At 73.1% G+C, this 14,222-nt stretch carries 11 protein-coding genes; 7 read left to right on the plus strand and 4 right to left on the minus strand.

Translation table 11 applies throughout. From position 1 onward, the window contains the following. The 4 genes from MNZ29_RS20805 to smc form a co-directional block, all read left to right on the plus strand. Window positions 1-711: PilN domain-containing protein (locus tag MNZ29_RS20805; protein WP_242356559.1), on the plus strand; the 711-nt coding region annotated here is incomplete at its 5' end. Beyond that, a complete protein-coding gene (gspM, locus tag MNZ29_RS20810) occupies window positions 712-1,272 on the plus strand; it encodes a type II secretion system protein GspM (RefSeq protein ID WP_242339611.1) in 561 nt (186 codons plus the stop codon). Window positions 1,273-1,277: 5 nt separating this feature from the next. Continuing rightward, window positions 1,278-2,195, plus strand: a complete 918-nt coding sequence (gene gspN / locus MNZ29_RS20815; RefSeq protein WP_242356561.1) for a type II secretion system protein GspN — start codon at window positions 1,278-1,280, stop codon at window positions 2,193-2,195. A gap of 176 nt (window positions 2,196-2,371) precedes the next feature. After that, the gene (gene smc, locus MNZ29_RS20820) at window positions 2,372-5,971 is read left to right on the plus strand and encodes a chromosome segregation protein SMC (protein WP_242339606.1); all 3,600 of its coding nucleotides are present in this window, start codon (window positions 2,372-2,374) and stop codon (window positions 5,969-5,971) included. Between the two features lie 204 nt (window positions 5,972-6,175). Here smc and MNZ29_RS20825 read toward each other — a convergent pair whose 3' ends face one another. After that, window positions 6,176-7,045, minus strand: a complete 870-nt coding sequence (locus MNZ29_RS20825; protein ID WP_242339605.1) for a C-GCAxxG-C-C family protein — start codon at window positions 7,043-7,045, stop codon at window positions 6,176-6,178. A gap of 570 nt (window positions 7,046-7,615) precedes the next feature. Between MNZ29_RS20825 and ftsY the strand changes: the two genes are divergently transcribed. The 3 genes from ftsY (at window position 7,616) to MNZ29_RS20840 (ending at window position 10,380) form a co-directional block, all read left to right on the plus strand. Then, window positions 7,616-9,007 carry a signal recognition particle-docking protein FtsY gene (ftsY, locus tag MNZ29_RS20830; protein ID WP_242339603.1) on the plus strand — a complete coding sequence of 464 codons (1,392 nt, stop codon included), beginning with the start codon at window positions 7,616-7,618 and terminating at the stop codon, window positions 9,005-9,007. A 58-nt stretch (window positions 9,008-9,065) separates the two neighbouring features. Then, window positions 9,066-9,764, plus strand: a complete 699-nt coding sequence (locus MNZ29_RS20835) for an HAD family hydrolase (protein WP_242339601.1) — start codon at window positions 9,066-9,068, stop codon at window positions 9,762-9,764. A 76-nt stretch (window positions 9,765-9,840) separates the two neighbouring features. After that, window positions 9,841-10,380, plus strand: coding sequence for a GNAT family N-acetyltransferase (locus MNZ29_RS20840; protein ID WP_242339599.1), 540 nt, complete (start codon window positions 9,841-9,843; stop codon window positions 10,378-10,380). Window positions 10,381-10,472: 92 nt separating this feature from the next. Here MNZ29_RS20840 and MNZ29_RS20845 read toward each other — a convergent pair whose 3' ends face one another. The 3 genes from MNZ29_RS20845 to MNZ29_RS20855 all read right to left on the minus strand — a co-directional run. After that, complete coding sequence (locus MNZ29_RS20845; protein ID WP_242339597.1) at window positions 10,473-11,978, minus strand: cellulose synthase family protein; 1,506 nt, start codon at window positions 11,976-11,978, stop codon at window positions 10,473-10,475. Window positions 11,979-12,203: 225 nt separating this feature from the next. Next, window positions 12,204-13,538, minus strand: a complete 1,335-nt coding sequence (locus MNZ29_RS20850) for a S41 family peptidase (protein WP_242339595.1) — start codon at window positions 13,536-13,538, stop codon at window positions 12,204-12,206. A 73-nt stretch (window positions 13,539-13,611) separates the two neighbouring features. Further along, the coding region (locus MNZ29_RS20855; protein WP_242356563.1) for a murein hydrolase activator EnvC at window positions 13,612-14,222 on the minus strand (611 nt) is incomplete at its 5' end.

Genomic DNA, 14,222 nt, shown 5'->3' on the forward strand with positions numbered 1-14,222 from the left:
GAGGCGGTCGCGCCGGAGGCGGAGGGGGCGATCGGGCCGCTCGAGCTCGCCGGCCCCGCCGCGGAGCGGGTCGCGCCCGAGGACGCGCCCGGCCTCGCGCTCGCCCTGGCCCTCGCGCTGCGCGGCCACCAGGGCGCGCGCGCGCCGCGCCTCAACCTGCGCCGGGGCGCGCTCGCCTACACGCGCGACTTCGAGCACGTGAAGGGGAAGGTCACGCGCCTCGGCGTGTTCGCGGCGCTGCTCGTCCTGCTCGCCGTGATGAGCTCGGGCGTGCGGCTCTTCGCGCTCGCCCGGCAGGAGAAGGCGCTCGACGACGCGCTGTGCGCGTCGGAGCAGCGCATCCTCGGCAAGTGCTACGCGAGCTTCGAGGAGGCGCAGGCCATCCTGCGCGGCCGCGGGACGCCCGGCGCGGCCATCCCGCGGGTCTCCGCGGTCGAGGTGTTCGCCGAGCTCGCGCAGCGCGTGCCGGACGTGCCGCTCCGCCTCGACCGCATGGAGGTCACGAAGGACAAGCTCCACCTCCAGGGCACGACCGACGCCGCCGAGAACGTCGACAAGATCGTCTCGGCGCTGCAGGCCTCGCGGTGCTTCGGCGACGCGCGCTCCGGCGGCGCGCGCCGGCGCGGGTCCGACGGGAAGTTCGAGTTCTCCATCGACGCGGGGATCACCTGCCTCGAGTCGGGCCCGGCGGCGCCGGGCGGGAGGGGATAGATGCTGGAGCGGCTCCGGAAGCTCCGCGCCGACGCGGAGGCGTGGCTCGCCAAGCTGTCTCAGCGCGAGCGCGTGATGGTGACCGCCGCGGCGGTCGCGGTGGTCGCGTTCGTCGTCTGGCTCGTCTCGTTCCAGATCTCCTCGGGCATGGCGGCCCGCGAGGAGCGCATCGACCAGAAGACCAAGGTGATGTCGCAGTTCGGCAAGCTGGCCGAGGGCTACCGCCGCAACCAGGCGGAGCGCAGCGCCCTGGAGGCGCGCCTCAAGGGCCAGCCCATCCAGCTCATGAGCCACATCTCCCAGGCGGGCGCGGCGCTCGGGATCGAGGTGAACGACCTGCGGCCGACCGGCGCGCCGGCCGACCTCGAGGGGATCCGCGAGGAGTCGGTCGAGGTGAACCTCGCCCGCATCGATCTCCCCCGGCTCGCGCGCCTCCTCCAGTCGCTCGAGCGCGGCGCCGGCGTGGTCAAGGTCCGCCGGATCCGGGTCTCCACCCGCTCGGACGATCCGGCCCTCGTCGACGCCACCCTCGTCGTCTCCACGTACCAGCTCCGGACCTGAGCGCCATGACGATCGACTGGAACCGCTGGCGCCCGCGCCTCCTCTACGGCGCGTTCACCTTCGCCGCCTTCCTCCTCGCCCTCCGGCTCACCTTCCCCGCCGACGCGGTGAAGCAGCGCATCGTCCTCGAGGCCGCCGCGCGCGGCTGGCAGGTCGACATGGCCGACGTGGGGCCGGGCGGGATCGCCGGGATCCACGCGGAGGGCGTGACCGTCGAGGCCGCCTCCGGCCTCAAGGTCCCGGTCGACGAGCTCACCGCGTCGCTCAGGCTCCTGCCGCTCCTCACGGGCAGACGCAGCGTCGCGTTCGACGCGCGGCTCTACGACGGAGAGGTGGAGGGGACGGCAGACCTGTCCGGCGACGAGCGGGAGATCGCCCTCGCGGCCAGGGGCGTGGACCTCGCGCGCGCGCTGCCGCTCCGCAAGGCCTCGGGCCTCGACCTCACCGGGAAGCTCTCGGGCAAGGTGGCGCTGACGGTGCCCGCCGCGCCGAACGGACAGCCGAAGGGCCGGATCGACGTGACGGTGACGGAGGCCGGCGTGAACGGGGGGCAGCTCCCGGTCCCCGGGATGACGAGCGGCCTCGCCCTCCCGAAGCTCGGGCTCGGCGAGCTCGTCGCGGCGGTGAAGCTCGACCAGGGGAAGGCCACCTTCGAGAAGCTCGAGGCGAGAGGCGGCGACGCGGACTTCACGGCCGACGGGCTCTACGCCGTGCTGCAGCCGCGCATCGAGTACGCCCCCATCTCCGGCAAGGCGAAGCTCAAGGTGAAGGACGCCTTCTGGGCGCGCCGCGAGACGCAGGCGTTCAAGGGCGTCGCCGAGGCGGCCCTCGCCTCCTCGCGCGGTCGCGACGGCGCATGGAACTTCCAGATCGCCGGGAGCGTCTCGAGACCGCAGCTCCGGCCCGTCCAGGGGGGTCAGTAGCCAGCCTTCGGAGCGCCCGGCGGCGTGGCGATACATGCCTCGTCACGCAACGCCGCGTTCTCATGGGCGAAATCGGACCCGGGCCCCACGTGGTCCGGGCCGGACTGGGGGAAAACCTCCCTCTGATCAAGGGCTTCCCTTGAAGCCGCCCATGGGGTCGTGATATCGGGTTCGCCATGCGCATCCGGCGGCTCGACATCGTCGGCTTCAAGTCGTTCATGGACAAGACCGTGGTCGCCTTCGACGAGGGCGTCACCGGCGTTGTCGGCCCAAATGGGTGCGGGAAGTCCAACGTCGCGGACGCGATCCGCTGGGTGCTCGGCGAGCAGTCCGCCCGGCACCTGCGCGGCCGCTCGATGGAGGACGTGATCTTCAACGGCTCGGAGACGAAGCCGCCCCTCTCCATGGCGGAGGTGCTGCTCACCTTCGAGAACGACCGCCCGAGCGAGCTGCCAACCCAGTACCAGGGGTACTCCGAGATCACCGTCGGGCGCCGCCTGTTCCGCAGCGGCGAGTCCGAGTACCTCGTGAACGGCGTGCAGTCGCGGCTGCTCGACGTGAACGACATCTTCTTCGGCTCGGGCGTCGGCCGGACCGCGTACTCGATCATCGAGCAGGGCCGCATCGGCCAGATCGTGTCCGCCCGCCCCGAGGACCGGCGGGCGATCATCGAGGAGGCCGCCGGCATCACGAAGTACAAGAAGCGGCGCGAGGCGGCGGAGCGGAAGATGGAGGCGACGCAGCAGAACATGCTGCGCGTCGCGGACATCGTGCAGGAGCTCGGCAAGCAGCTCGAGAGCCTGAACCGCCAGGCGCGCAAGGCGGAGAAGTACAAGGCCCTGCGCGCGCAGATCCGCGAGCTCGAGCTCCGGGCGGCGGCGGCGCGCTACCTCGAGCTCACCGCGACCCGCCGCGCCGCCGAGGATCGCCACGCGACGCTCAAGGCCGAGGAGGCCGAGGTCGTGGCGCGCCTCGCCGAGCTCGACGGCGGGATCGACGGCGATCGTGCGCTGCTCGCCGAGAGCGAGGGGCGCCTCGCCGAGCTCGGCGCCAAGGAGCACGCGCTCGAGAGCCAGGCACGGGTCTCCGAGGTCTCGGTCGAGGCCGCCGCGCGCGAGCTCGAGCAGATCGCGGAGCGGACGCGCGCGCAGGCCGCCGAGGTCGAGGCGCTGAAGGCGCAGGCGGAGGCGCTCGCGCAGGAGCGCGAGGCGCTCCTCCAGCAGCGCGACGATCTCCAGTCGCTCGTCACCACCGACGAGACCCGGCTCGTGGACGCCGAGGCCGCGCTCCGCGACGCGGGCCGCGAGCAGGGCGCGCTGCAGGGCGAGGCGGATCGGGCGCGCGCCGCGGCCGGGGCCGCGCTCTCCGAGGCGACCAGCCACAAGAGCCAGCTCGCGCAGCTCGAGCGGCAGCGGCTCGACCTGCGCGGCCGCATCCAGAAGAACCGCGGCGAGGCCGACGACCTCGCCCAGCGCGCCTCCCAGCTCGACGGCTCGCGCTCGCGCTTCGTCGAGAAGCTCGGTCAGACCCGCCAGCTCAAGCTCCGGCTCGACGAGCAGCGCGGCGCGCAGGAGGAGATGCTCGAGCGGACGCGGGCCGAGTTCATCCAGAACGAGGCGCGGCTCATCACGATCCGCGAGGAGCTCGCCGACAAGCGCTCGCGCCTCAACAGCCTCCTCGAGATCGTCCGCAACTACGAGGGCTACGGCCGCGGGGTGCGGAGCCTCATGACCCGCGCCGGCCAGGCGGAGGCGCGCGACCGCGGCGTCTTCGGCCTCGTCGCCGACGTCGTGTCCGCGCCGGCCGAGTACGAGAACGCCATCGAGGCGGTGCTGGGCGAGCGGCTCCAGTACGTCATCGTCGAGAGCCACTCCCAGGGCGTCGAGGCGATCGACTACCTGAAGTCCGCCGCCGAGGGGCGCGCCTCCCTCATCCCGATGGCGCGCCTGCGCGACGCGGCCACGGCCGGCCCCGCGCCGGACCTCGGCGGCCACCCCGGGGTCGTCGCGAGCTGCCTCGACGTCATCCGCTTCGAGTCCTCGTACGAGAAGGTCGTCCGCTTCCTGCTCGGCGACGCGCTCATCGTGCGCGACCTCCCCGCCGCGCTCGAGCTCTGGCAGCAGAGCGGCGACAAGCGGACGCTCGTGACGCTCGACGGCGAGGTGCTGGACCCCTACGGCGTCGTCACCGGCGGCCCGCTGGAGGGCGAGGGGCACGGCGCGCTGCAGCGGCGGCGCGAGGCGCAGGAGCTCGAGGACGTCGTCCGCGGGTTCGAGGCGGACTTCTCGCTGGCGCAGGAGCGGCACCGCACCCTGCAGGCGCGCCTCCTCCAGCTCGAGGCGGCTCTGAAGAGCCTCGACAAGGACGGCCGCGAGAAGGAGCTCGCGCTCCTCGACCAGGAGAAGGATCTCGCCCGCGTCGGCGAGGAGCTCGAGCGCGTGGGCGAGCGGATGGGCGCCCTCGAGATCGAGCGCTCGCAGCTCGAGGAGACGCTCGCGGCGTTCTCGCGCGAGGAGGAGGAGCACCGCGTCGCCGCGGCGACCGCCGAGGCGGAGGTCTCGCGCGCCGAGGAGCGCGCCCGCGACGCCGTCCTCCGGCTCGAGCAGACCCGCCAGCGCGGCGACGTCCTCACCGCCGAGCTGATGAACCTCAAGGTGAAGGTCGCCGCCGACGCCGAGCGCCGCGAGGGGATCGGCGCCGCGCTGAAGCGCATCGACGACGCGCGGCGCGAGGTGGACGAGCGGCGGGCGCGCCTCTTCGCGGCCCTGTCCGAGGCGAACGCGCGCGCGGCCGAGCTGCGCAGCCGGCTGGACGGCACGCGCGTCGATCTCGACCGCCTGTCGCAGGACCTCGCCGGCGTCCGGGAGGAGCTCTCCCGGGCCCGCGCCGAGCACGAGGGGCGCGCCGCCGCCTCGCGCGGCCGCGAGGCCGAGGCCCGCGAGCTCCGCACCCGCGCCGAGGCGGCCCGGAGCGCGATGGGCGAGGCGGCGCTCACGGCGCGCGAGCACGCCCTCGAGCTCACCCACCTCGAGGAGCAGACGCGCGAGCGGTGCCAGGCGGAGCTCAAGTGGGAGGTGGCGCGCTTCCACCTGGAGCGGCCGCCGGGCGACGCCGAGCGCGAGCGGCTCGACGAGCTGAAGGCACAGTCCGAGCGGATGGGCGCCATCAACCTGACCGCGATCGAGGAGTACGACGACCTCGCCCGCCGCCACGAGTTCATGAGCACCCAGAAGGCGGACCTCGAGCGCTCGCTCGCCGATCTCAAGGCCGCCATCGTGAAGATCAACCGCGCCTCGCGCGAGCGCTTCCAGGAGACGTTCGACCTCGTGAACGAGAAGTTCCAGGCGGTCTTCCCGCGCCTGTTCAACGGCGGCCGCGCCGGGCTCGTGCTCACGCAGGCGGACGGGGACGGGGAGGCGGGCGTCGAGATCTTCTCGCAGCCGCCCGGCAAGAAGCTGCAGAGCGTGAACCTGCTCTCCGGCGGCGAGAAGGCGCTCACCGCCGTGTCGCTCATCTTCGCCATCTTCCTCATCAAGCCGACGCCGTTCTGCCTCCTCGACGAGGTCGACGCGCCGCTCGACGACGCGAACGTCGGCCGCTACAACGAGATGGTGAAGGAGATGTCGAAGACCTCGCAGTTCATCCTCATCACGCACAACAAGCGCACGATGGAGATGGTGGACACGCTCTACGGGGTCACCATGCAGGAGCCGGGCGTCTCGAAGCTCGTCTCCGTCCGGCTCTCCGAGCGCACCAAGGAAGCCGCCGCGGCCTGAACCAGGGGTGGGGACCCCGACGACGGCGGCCGGCGTTCGCGGGAGGGCCCCGCGCAACGCGCGGGAGGGGCGAAGCCCCTCAGGCGGGGAACGGTCGCGAGCCCGCGAACGCGGGCGCGACCGTTCACGGGACCCGCCGAGCAGGGGTGGGGACCCCGACGACGGCGGCCAGCCGTCGTCGGGGCGGGGGCGCAGCCCCCGTCTCTACATGGGATGCCCCGTCGCCTTGTCGGAGTGGCAGGTCGTGCAGGTCATGCCGCTCGCCACGGGCTCCGTCGTGCTGGTGCCCGGGTGGCACACGAGGCACGTCTTCGACGCGTCGTCGATGGGCGCCGCCGTGAACGCCTTCGTCTCGAGGTAGGTGTTGAGCAGCTCGGCCACCTTCCCGGCGACGTCCGCCGTGAGGCGGGCGCAGCGCGCCTTCTTGTCCGCGCCCGTCGCGGAGACGCCGTTCGCGGCGCACCAGCCGGACACCGACGCGTGGCACAGGTGCGCGCCGGGGACCTGCTGCAGGTTCACGAGGTTCCCCGCGCTGAAGTCCTTCACGAGCCCGGTCTCGCCGGCGTTCACGGCCTGCGGGGTGTACTGCGGGAAGCTCGCGCCCTCGTACCAGCGCATGAGGTCGGTCATGATCGCCGCGCGCGCCGTCGCGTCGGCGACCACCATGTTCGTCACGAGCACGCCGCCGAGGAGGGCGCCGCAGATGCTGCCGTAGCTGGCGATGCCGCCTCCGCCGAACTTGCCGAAGTCGAGCGGGAGCAGCGAGAACGGCGCGCCGGCGGTCTGGGCGAGGTGGCCCACGAGGGCGCTGTACGCGCCGTGGCAGCAGCCTCCGGCGTAGTACCCCTGGTACGCGGCCTCGCGGATCGGCGTGGCATCGAGCCGGTACCCGGCGGGAAGGTGCTGCTCGTACGGGAAGTCGGCGACCTGCGGTCCCGCCGGCTCCTGTGGCGTCTGCTGCGGGGCCGGGTCCGAGTCCGAGCCGCAGGCCTGAAGGACGCCGAGCGTCACGGCGCCGCCGAGCGCGAGGCCGGCGCGGCCCAGCAGGTTTCTACGGGAGAGTTCCTTGGTCACGATGAGCTCCTTCGATGACTGCGAGTTGAATCCGGCGTGCCGCGCCTCGCGCGGTCTCTGACGGCAGCGTCGGGATCGGTCGACACGCCGTTCGCGACCGTACCGGACGGCCCGGGCGTTAAGTCAATGATTTCGCTGAAGAATCCGTAACCCCGCGCCGGCCCGGGGAGATCGCGCTGACCTTCGAGGGAAGGGTTAACGCCCTGCGTAAACGATGCGTCTGGCTCGTGATTTCGCGACAGACCGCCGCGCCCGCGCGCCGCCGCGCGGCCACTGCGGCGAGCGACCGCGCTCCGAGTTGATTTCATGTCACGACTGCGCCGCCGTCTGCGCTGGGCGGTCGCACGCTCCCGGGGACCTCCGGCCTTGCCTTACCGGGGGAGGCGCGAACCGATTTCGCGGCGTCGGGAAAGCTCCGCCGGAGGGCTGCGCGTTGACACGCCGTTCCGCCGGCCTCTATAGAGTGCCGACTTTCCTGGCGCGCGCCGGGTCCGGCGGACGAGCCGCCCCGGGGCGCGCGGAGTCCGGGGGCCGGAGGCTTCCGCCCCCAAAGCTCGAACGGAGCCCCGCGTGCCGCCGCGTCCCCCGTCCTTCCTCGAGACGCTGACCCCGAACGACTGGATCGCCATCGCGATCGTCGTCCTCCTCGCCCTCCTCGTCGTGGTCGCCGCGATCCGGATCGCGCGCCGCCGCCGGCCGCCGCCGGGGCCGCCCGTCCCGGCCGACGAGATCGAGCGCGAGCTCACCGGCCCGGAGGCGCTCCCGCCCCTGTCGGCGAAGGTGCCGCCGCCCGTCGCCCCGCCGCCGCAGGTGCCCGCGCCGCGCGGCGAGCCCGGCCTGCCCCGCGAGGCGGAGGAGGCGCGCAAGAAGGAGGACTACCGCCGCAAGAAGGAGACGGAGCGGCTCGAGCGTGAGCGCAGGCAGCGCGAGCGCGAGGAGGCCGAGGCGAGGGCGCGAGAGGAGGCGGCGCGCGCCGCGCGCGAGGCCGAGGAGGCGAAGCGCCGCGAGGAGGAGGAGCGCCGGCGGCGCGCGGAGGCCGAGGCGGGCAAGACGCTCGCCGCCGGGCTCGAGAAGACGCGCGGCGGCTTCATGGCGCGGCTCAACGCCCTGTTCTCGGGCGGGCGGCTCGTCGACGACTCCGTCCTCGCCGATCTCGAGGAGGTGCTGTTCACCGCCGACATCGGCGTGAAGACCGCGACGAAGCTCCTCGAGTCCGCCCGCGAGAAGGTCCGGCGGCGCGAGCTCTCGGATCCCGAGCGGCTGAAGGACGCGCTGCGCGAGGAGATCGCGCGCATCCTGGCGCTGGGCGGCGATCCCTCCGCGGCGCGCCCGCTCGAGCTCGGGGCGGCGCGCCCGTGGGTGGTGATGGTCGTGGGCGTGAACGGCTCGGGGAAGACGACCACCATCGGCAAGCTCGCCTCGAAGCTCCAGGGGGACGGGAAGCGGGTCCTCCTCGGCGCGGGCGACACGTTCCGCGCCGCGGCAGGCGAGCAGCTCGAGATCTGGGCGGAGCGCGTGGGCGCGCCCATCGTGCGCGGCAAGGAAGGCGCCGATCCGGCGAGCGTCTGCTTCGAGGCGGTGCAGCGCGGCGCGCAGGACGGCATGGACGTCGTGCTGTGCGACACCGCCGGGCGCCTCCACACGAAGGCGCCGCTCATGGAGGAGCTGAAGAAGGTGAAGCGCGTCATCGGCAAGGCCGCCGAGGGCGCGCCGCACGAGGTGCTGCTCGTGCTCGACTCCACGAACGGCCAGAACGCCATCGCGCAGGCGCGCCAGTTCCACGAGGCGCTCGGCGTCACCGGCATCGTGCTCACGAAGCTCGACGGCACCGCCAAGGGCGGCGTCGTCATCGGCATCTGCGACGAGCTCGGGATCCCGGTACGCTACGTGGGCGTCGGCGAGAGCGTCGCGGACCTGCGGCCCTTCCTGCCCGGCGAGTTCGTCGAGGCGCTGTTTGATTAGAACGGGGCGGCGGCTCGCTCGCTGAGCACTGACCAGGCCAAGCTCGTCGGAGATGCTCATGCAGCCCTTCGCGGTCATCCTCTTCGACATCGACGGCACGCTCGTCTCCGCGGGCGGGGCGGGACGCCGCGCCCTGGAGCGCGCGCTCGAGGAGCGGTGCGGTCCGCTCGCAGGTCGCCTCGCCGGGCTCCGCCTCGACGGGATGACCGACCGGCTCATCGTGCGCGAGGCGCTCGGCCTCCTCGGCCACGGGTTCTCGGACGCGGCGTGCGACGGCGTCCTCGAACGCTACCTGTCTCACCTGCGCGAGGAGATCGCCGACCCACGCTACGAGGTGCTCCCCGGGGTCGCGTCGCTGCTCGAGGCGCTGCGCGCGCGGGCGCTCCCGTTCGGCCTCTGCACGGGGAACCTCGTGGACGGCGCCCGTGTGAAGCTCGCCCGCGGCGCGCTCGACCACCACTTCGAGTGGGGCCCCGGGGCGATCGGCGGCTTCGCCCATGACGGCGAGGCGCGCGAGCGGGTGGTGGCTGCGGCGCTCGCCCGGGCCTCGGCACGCCTCGGTCGCGCCGTGCACGCGCGCGAGGCGCTCGTCGTCGGTGACACGCCCCGCGACGTGGCGGCGGCGCGGCACGTCGGCTGCCCGGTGCTCGCGGTGGCGACCGGGCGCTATGCCGCCGGGGAGCTCGCGGCGTGCGGCGCGGACCACGTGTCGGCCACGCTCGAGGATCCCGCCGCGCTCCGGCTGCTGCTCGGGTGAGCCGGCGCCGGGCGGGGCCGCGCCTTGACCGGCCCGCGCGGCCCGGGGTATGGCCGGTTCGAGAGAGGGACCCCCAATGGCGACGCGCACGTCCCCCGCCGCTCCCACGCGACAGCTCCTCCCGCCGATCGACGGGCCGCGCCTCCGCGCCGTCGCCGTCGATCGCTCGCACGTGGCGGAGCTGCAGGCCTGCCTGGAGGGCGCCACCGACTACTTCCAGCGCACCGAGGGCCGCCTGCCCGAGCCGGACGCGGCGCTGCGGCTCGTCGAAGAGGCGGAGGCGGACGACGCCAGGCGCGTGTACTGCCTCGTGCCGCACAGCGGCGGCGCGGCGGTCGGGGTGCTCGACCTGTACCTCCACCACCCCGAGCCCGGCGTCGCGCACGTGGGGCTCCTGCTGTTCCGCGAGTCGTGCCAGGGCATCGGCTACGGGAAGGAGACCGTCGCGGCCCTGGAGCACGCCCTGCAGCGCGCCGGCTTCACCGCGCTCCGCTGCTCGGTCGGCGACGAGAACCCCGGAGCGCAGGCGTTCTGGGAGCGGATCGGGTTCGGCGAGATCGGGCGCCTCGACGGCGGCGTCGCCGTGTACGAGCGGCCGTTCGTCGAGGTGAGCTGACCCGCCCCCGGGCGCGCTTCGCGCGGCAGCGCCCCCAAACGGCGAGCGCGGCCCGGAGGCCGCGCTCGGTTCAGCACGGTGCTCGGCGACGGCTACTCCGCGGAGGGCTGCGGCGCCATCTGCCGGGCGGACCGGGCGAGGTACCCGCGCACGCCCTCGTAGAGGCTCGCGAGACCGACGTAGCCGAAGCCGACCTGGAACAGCACGAGGAACGGCAGCGAGTAGTAGACGCCGCGCTCGACGAGGTAGAGCACGCCGTACGTCATGTACGCGGCGAGGGCGAGCTCGACGATCGGCTGGAAGGTCACCGCCGCCTTGTAGCGCTTCTTCACGACCGAGTCGCCCGCCGACTTCACCCCGTGCTTCGGCGTGCGGGTGAAGGCGGTCTCGTAGCCCATGAGCGCCTCGACGACGGCGCGCGCCTGGTTCACCGCGAGGCCGATGCCGAGCGCCATCACGAACGGCAGGTACTTCACCCGCTCCCAGCGCGTCTTCCCCTGCTCGCGCTGGCTCGCCATGTAGAAGAAGACGACGCTGAAGGTCGCGGCCGCGAAGAACGGCAGGTCGAGGAAGAGCACCTCGAGCGCGCCGTGCGAGACCCGCACCACCACCGTGATCGGCAGGAGGATGGCGAGCGGGATCATCATGAGATACCCGAGGTTCGCGGTGAGGTGCATGAACGCCTCCCGCTTGACCGCCCTCGGCACGTCCGCGCGGCGGATGAGCGGGAGGAGCTTCAGGGCCGTCTGGATGGAGCCCTTCGCCCAGCGGTGCTGCTGACTCTTGAACGCGTTCATCTCGACCGGGACCTCGGCCGAGGTCACGACGTGCGGGAGGTAGACGAACTTCCAGCCCTTCATCTGCGTGCGGTACGAGAGATCGAGGTCCTCGGTGAGCGTGTCGTGCTGCCAGCCGCCGCCGCTCGCGATGGCGTCGCGGCGCCAGATCCCGGCGGTGCCGTTGAAGTTGAAGAACAGGCCGGAGCGGTTGCGCGCGGTGTGCTCGATGACGAAGTGGCCGTCGAGCAGGATCGCCTGCGCCTCGGTGAGGAGCGAGTACGAGCGGTTCAGGTGGCCCCAGCGCGTCTGGACCATCCCGACCTGCGGGTCGGTGAAGAAGTCGAGGGTGCGGCGGAGGAAGTCCGACTCGGGGATGAAGTCCGCGTCGAACACCGCGACGAACTCGCCCTTCGCGAGCGTGAGCCCGTGCTCGAGCGCCCCCGCCTTGAAGCCCTTGCGGTTCGTGCGGTGCACGTAGGCGATGTCGAGCCCGGTCTTCCGGTGCCGGTCGACGCACGCGCGCGCGATGCCCTGCGTCTCGTCGGTCGAGTCGTCGAGCACCTGGATCTCGAGGAGATCGCGCGGGTAGTCCATCTTCGCGACGGCGTCGATGAGCCGCTCCGTCACGTACATCTCGTTGAAGATCGGCAGCTGGATGGTGACGCGCGGGAGCTGCTCGAAGCGGCCCTTCGGCGACGGCAGCCGGTACTTGTGCCGGTAGTACAGGTACGCCATCGCGTACCGGTGCGAGCCGTACACCGAGAGGAGGAGCAGCAGGAGGGCGTACGCGACGACGACCGATAGCTCGATGGCGCTCATCTGTCCGTTTTTTCGGGATGCGGCAGGGCGACCGCTCCCCTGGCGGGGACCTGCAAAACCGGGCGGACTATAGCCTCCCCGTCCGCGAAGTCAATCAAGCCAAAACCTGCGCCCCGACAGGCGAAAACGGGATTGTTCCGCGCAGGTTACCTCCTCGCACCCGGGCGCCCTCCCGCGCGGCAGGTGCGACCTCGGAGACGGCCCCCGCGCGGTCCGCCTCAAACGTCATTCGCGCTTCACCGCGAGGCCTGGAGAAGGCGGCGCGGAGGCCTTCAGAATGTCGACGGCGCGCAGGTAGTCGAGGGCGGTGTGCAGCGGGTGGTCTTCGCTCCCCGGTGCCCCTGCACCCGCCCCGGAAGTAGCGTCCGGAGAGATCGACTCGTTGCGGAGGTGACCCTTCAGGTCCTTCTCACCGGGGGAGGCGTCCGCGACCGCCGGGGGGACACCCTCGCCGACGACCACGTCCGGCGTGATGCCCCGCTCCTGGATGGAGCGGTGCTTCGGGGTGAAGTAGCGGGCCACGGTGAGCTTCAGCCCCGAGCCGTCCTCGAGCTCCACGATGGTCTGGACCGAGCCCTTGCCGAAGGTGGGGGTGCCCATGATCACGGCGCGCCCGTGGTCCTGCAGCGCCCCCGCGACGATCTCGCTCGCGCTCGCGGTCCCCTTGTTCACGAGCACGATGATCGGGTACGGCGGCTCGGTGTCCTTCTCGCGCGCCTTCTCGACCTGGACGTCGCGGCGCCCACGCCCCTCGGTCGTCACGATGATCCCGGAGGCGAGGAAGAGGTCCGCCACCCGCACGGCCTGATCGAGGAGGCCGCCGGGGTTGCCGCGGAGGTCGAGCACGAGGCCGCGCAGCTCGCCGCCGAGCCGAGCCCGCGCGTCGTCGAGCGCCTTCTTCACGCCGCGATCGGTCCGCTCCTGGAACGCCTTCACGCGCACGTACGCGTAGCGCCGCTCCGGGTCGAGGATCCTGAGCTCGACGCTCTGGGCCCGGACGTGGTCGCGCACGAGCGTGAGCGCCTGCGGCGCGGAGAACCCGTCGCGCATCACCTCGAGCACCGCCCGCGTCCCCGCCGGGCCCTTCATGCGGCGGATGGACTCGGCGAGCGGCAGGTCCTTCGTGGGCGTCCCGTCGATGGCGAGGATCCGGTCGCCGGGGCGCAGGCCCGCGCGCTCGCCGGGCGAGTCCGCGAGGGGCGCGACCACGGTGAGCGCGCCGCCCGAGATCGCGACCTCCACGCCGAGCCCGTCGAACTCGCCGGTCGTGTCCTCCCGAAGCTGCCGGTACACGTCGGGCCGCATGAACGAAGAGTGGGGGTCGAGCCGCCCGACGATCCCGTCGATCGCGCCGTAGACGAGCTCCTGCTCCTTCACGTCCTCGACGTAGTCGTTCTCGACCTTCTCGAGCACCTCGGCGAACACGTCGAGCGGGCGGTACGGCGCGGCGGCCCCGCGCCGCGCGGCCGAGGCCACGTGCTCCACGCCGAGCCCGGCGAGGAAGGCGACCGCGAGCGCGCCGACGAGCGCGATGCGGGGGAGGAAGGGCCGGCGCGTCATGGGGCGATCATACCCGAGGCGCGCGACCGGTTGGAGCGCCGCCGCCGGGCGTCTTTGAGCGATCCGGGGCCGGTCACGGCGCGAGCCAGGGGCGCGGATCCACTGGGCGCCCGCGCTCGCGCAGCTCGAAGTACAGGTACGGCCCCTTGAGCGAGCCCGAGTCCCCGACCGTGCCGAGCACCGCGCCCGCGTCCACGACCTCGCCCATGGCGGTCTGCATCGCGCCGAGGTGCGCGAAGAGCGTGTGGTAGCCCTCCCCGTGCTCCACGATGACGAGGTTGCCGTACCCCTTGAACCAGCCGGCGTGGACCACCCGGCCTGGCGCGACCGAGCGGACCGGGGCGCCGGCGCGGGCGGCGATGTCGAGCCCGTTCTGCACCGTGACGGTGTTGAACTTGGGGTTCACGATGCGGCCGAAGCCCACCGCGATGGCCCCGACGGTGGGCGCCGGCAGCCGCCCCCTGCGCGCGGCGAACCCGCCCGGCAGCGCGCTCCCCACCCGCGGCGGCGGGAGGGTGGCCACGAAGTCCGCGAGCCGCCTCGCCTGCGTGGCCGCCTCCCGCGCCGCGCGCTCGTGGAACCCGCGCGCGCTGCGGAGCGCCGTGAGCAGCGTCTCGCGCTCCTCGCGGCGCGCCTCCGCCTGCGTGCGCCGCTCCACCGCCTCGCCGGCGAGCGCGTCGAGCC

The sequence above is a fragment of the Anaeromyxobacter sp. SG64 genome, from assembly GCF_022690745.1.
GTDB classification, from domain to species: Bacteria; Myxococcota; Myxococcia; order Myxococcales; family Anaeromyxobacteraceae; genus Anaeromyxobacter; species Anaeromyxobacter soli.